Here is a 3,971-nt window from a genome sequence, read left to right as displayed (position 1 = left end):
TCGGTTCTGCCGAATCGCAGCCAGGAAATAACTAAGCGATCGCTTTGACTCGATCGCTTATTATCAGATCGATCGAGCATTTACAATCCCTGCGATTCGGCAGAGCCGACGCTACGCGAACGCAATTAGAAAACAGCTAACCGATCGAGAGCGCGTCACAACATTTAACACGATCGAATACACTCTAGCGATCGAGACCAACTAACAGATCGATCTAGTTTTTGTCGTCTCTTTTGATTTGACGATCGATCTAAGATCGATCCCAATGTCAACGACCGAATTATTGGCTCGATCGAGTAATTCAACGATCCAGTCATAAAATTGCGATCTAATATCGCACTGTAGCAATCGATCCAGTCAATAGCGATCCAAATTATGTCGATCGATAAGCTCAAATATATTTTCCCTCGACTGAGTTTGTCTCTTACAGCACGGCTGCCGATACTCAATTATGTAGCATTAATATTTTTTGCGCTAGCATGGGTACATTGAATCGATCGATCTGCCGATGCTTAATTCTCAAATTGTCGCCGATCTCGTCATTGGTATCGCCATCTTGCTAATTGTGAATGGTGCTCTAGCGGCGATTCTGCGGTGGCACCAGCAGCAGCTTCGTCACAAAGCAGGTACTTTATTAATTGCATTATCTCGATCGCGGCTACGCACTTTGACTCTAGCCCTACTCAGAGCCACAATGGCAGTTATTATCTCGCTAATTATCTATTGTGTAGTTATTGGCGATCGAGTTGGCTCCGATCTGTGGATACCAATGTCGAGCATAGTTATAGTGTCAGTGCTCCTGAGTGTCTTGGCTACCACCGAAATTAGAGAAAGCGGGATCGTGTTTGATTTTGTCTGGATACCTTGGTCGCAAATTAAGTCTGTTCGCTGGACGGGAACTCAGGGGCAAACTCTGTCGATCGATCTCCGACAGCCACTAGAGTTGGATATTCGCAAACAGTTAAAAATTCAGGTCGATCCCCGCTTGCGACCCGATCTAGATCGGGTTTTTCAGCGCAAACTCGATCGCTTCAATTAAGCTTACTTAAGTTAAATATCCACATAGTTTGAAACATACAATGAGGAACCACTGCCGCCAATTCGGGATACTAGCACCACTGCTGCTGTATCTGAGTGGCTGTGGTAACTCCAATTTGGATCGATCGTCGGGTGGACTTCGAGTTTGGGCACATGCGGGGCAAGCTGCCGAGCGGCAAGTATTGGAGCAACAAGTCAAACGGTTCAATCGGGCACATCCGACCACTACAGTCCAATTAACCTTTGTTCCTGAAGGCTCTTACAACTCCCAAGTCCAAGCCGCTGCCTTATCCAAAGATTTGCCCGATGTGCTCGAATTTGATGGGCCATTTATTTATAACTATGTCTGGCAACAAAATCTGATCCCGATCGATAAGCTGATTTCGCCAGCAGTCAAACAAGATTTATTGCCGTCAATTGTCCAACAGGGTAGCTATCAAGGACGGCTATATTCTGTCGGCACCTATGATTCGGGATTGGGATTATACGCGCGTCGCAGTAAGCTCCAAGCAGCGGGAATTAGAATCCCAACTGGTACTAAAGATGCGTGGACGATCGCCGAATTCGATCGCGCCTTGGTAACATTAGCAAAAACCGATCCCGATTCTCCCAAGGAGAGGCTACGCCAACGCCAAGTACTAGATCTCAAGCTCAATTATCGCGGTGAATGGGCGACCTATGGGTTTTCACCAATTATTCAATCGGCAGGGGGAGATTTAATCGATCGCCACACCAATCGCACTGCCACTGGCACCCTCAATCGCCCTCAAGCTGTCGCAGCGATGCAGTCAGTCCAAAATTGGTTTAACAAGGGTTATATCGACCCCAACATCGATGATGCTGCATTTACCAGCGGGCGGGTGCCGCTCTCTTGGGTGGGACACTGGGCGTACAAAGACTATGCCAAAGCCGTCGGCAAAGATTTGGTCGTCCTCCCCTTACCCAACTTCGGTACGGGTGCCAAGACCGCGCAAGGCTCCTGGAATTGGGGAATTACTACCAATTGCCCGACGCAGCAGTGTCAAACCACGGCGATGAAGTTCCTAGAATTCTTGCTGCAACCGCAAGAGGTGCTAGCAATGGCGAATGTCAATGGCGCAGTCCCTGGTACCAAAAGCGCGATCGCCAAATCTCAGCTCTACGCCCCTAATGGCGCACTGCGGCTATTTTCAGCCCAACTGCTAGCCGGTGAAACCGTGCCGCGCCCCCAAACGCCAGCCTATCCTGTGATTACCTCTGCGTTTCAGGAGGCATTTGCAAATATTCGCAACGGTTTACCCGTCAAAACCGCATTAGATAAAGCAGCAACGACGATCGATATCGATCTGCAAGACAATCAAAATTACCCCAATCCGATCGCCCCGAAAACTAGCAGAGAAACTAGTAAATCTATTGAGTTAGAATAATTACCGTTCAAACTTGTAGCTATTTACAGAGCTAACTTTTCATGAAAGCTTCACCCCGGATTATTTCACTTTTGTTCGGATGCATAGCATTGATGGTTGCGGCAGGGCTGCCAGGGGCATCAGTTGCCCAAAATGGCATCGTATTTAGGTCGCTGGCGGATTTAAATAAATGTATTGCCAACCATAGCGATCGTGCCGACGTTTGCCTGGAAGCACTGCAAACGTATGCCAAAAGGCACCCTAAAGAATTATTTGCGATCGGCAAACGCGCTCGGTTGCAATTTAAGCAGTGGGTGGCATTAGAGTTTTTTGAGCCAGCGTTGGGTTCGTCACCAACTACCGCAAAATGTGCGGATGGAGATGTTCGGTCGGCGATCGTGTCGGGGTTGGCGATGCCTAGTGATGCCGCTGCTAATGCGATCGCCCGTCGTCTCTTGAACGGCAAATGTTTTGCATCGCTGAAAACTGTGGTGGCTCACGATATCGCCAGTGAAAATGGGGAAGGTTATTTGAGCCAACACGCCTGTCCGATCTTTGCAAAAAAAGGTGTTAATCTAAGCGATTGCGAACCTAAAAAGGTAGTAGCTGCTGCACCTCCGGTTGCCGAAAAATTACCGTTGGTGAATATTGCGACAGCCAAAGTCGGTATTATTAGGGTATATTCAGGCCCAGAAGGCGAGCGCATCACGATCGCCGATATTCCAGCAACACCTGGGGTTTACTTGGTGCGAATTGATGGCGTTCGCAGCTCTATTAATGGTAAAACGATGGTGCATCAGACGGTAGATCGCTCTATCATGCGGGTAACATACTGGACTGAAATTGATGGCAAACGCTGGGATACTTTTATCGCTACAGTTCGGGGCAGAGATAGCATTTATACACTCAATATTCCTGGCTTTCGGGACTCGATCGAAATGCGCTATAACGAGCGCGAATCGAAAGCTGCCAGTGCAGACAGTTTGAGAAAATAGCAAACGCGACTGGAGCCAAGGCGATCGTCTTGGCCCTTAAAAACTACCTTTGTTTATCTCCGCTGCAATAAACTCACAAGCCCGCGCGGTAATTGCCATTTCTGTGAGCGTGGGACTTTGCCAGCCCGAAGATGGCCAGCAGGCTCCATCTGTGACAAATAGATTCGGCGCATCCCAACATTGATTGCGATCGTTCACGACAGAATTAGTCGGATCGGTACCCATCCTCGCCCCGCCCACCTCGTGGATATAATATCCAGGCGGTGCAGAAAACGACATGGTTTCCTCCATCTTGCGGACGAAATCGCCCACTAGGGGCATCCGAAACATCTCCGTCAACTTCATCGGCTGGCCTCCAGCTAATGCGATCGTTTCGTCGATCTGAGCGTGCATGTGGGCGAGCATCCGCTGTTCGTTCTCCGACCAGGCGCACTCGATGTGCGGTACTGGAATCCCCCAAGCATCGACGACATCTGCGCTGAGCTGCACGCGATTGTCGAAGCGGGGTAAGACCTCCCCATGCGCGATCGCAAACCCGATCGAACCCGCCCCT

4 protein-coding genes are annotated in these 3,971 nt (G+C 49.2%); 3 read left to right on the top strand and 1 reads right to left on the bottom strand.

The window, feature by feature from the left end; translation table 11 throughout:
• The first annotated feature begins 508 nt into the window (after positions 1-508).
• Genes RMO84_RS13520 through RMO84_RS13510 form a run of 3 tightly spaced genes read left to right on the top strand, consistent with a single transcriptional unit; the run spans position 509 to position 3,418 of the window.
• Complete coding sequence (locus RMO84_RS13520; protein ID WP_310488971.1) at positions 509-1,039, top strand: hypothetical protein; 531 nt, start codon at positions 509-511, stop codon at positions 1,037-1,039.
• Positions 1,040-1,079: 40 nt separating this feature from the next.
• Positions 1,080-2,444 carry a sugar ABC transporter substrate-binding protein gene (locus tag RMO84_RS13515; protein WP_310488970.1) on the top strand — a complete coding sequence of 455 codons (1,365 nt, stop codon included), beginning with the start codon at positions 1,080-1,082 and terminating at the stop codon, positions 2,442-2,444.
• A gap of 41 nt (positions 2,445-2,485) precedes the next feature.
• Positions 2,486-3,418: a hypothetical protein gene (locus RMO84_RS13510; RefSeq protein WP_310488969.1), complete on the top strand. Its 933-nt coding sequence runs from the start codon at positions 2,486-2,488 to the stop codon at positions 3,416-3,418.
• Positions 3,419-3,454: 36 nt separating this feature from the next.
• Here RMO84_RS13510 and RMO84_RS13505 read toward each other — a convergent pair.
• Positions 3,455-3,971 (bottom strand): GMC family oxidoreductase (locus RMO84_RS13505; protein WP_310488968.1); only part of this gene is annotated, 517 nt, incomplete at its 5' end.

The organism is Chamaesiphon sp. VAR_69_metabat_338, from assembly GCF_031423935.1.
Classification (GTDB): domain Bacteria; phylum Cyanobacteriota; class Cyanobacteriia; order Cyanobacteriales; family Chamaesiphonaceae; genus Chamaesiphon.
Note: the sequence above shows the minus strand (reverse complement) of the source record. Positions and strands in the feature narration are given on the sequence as shown.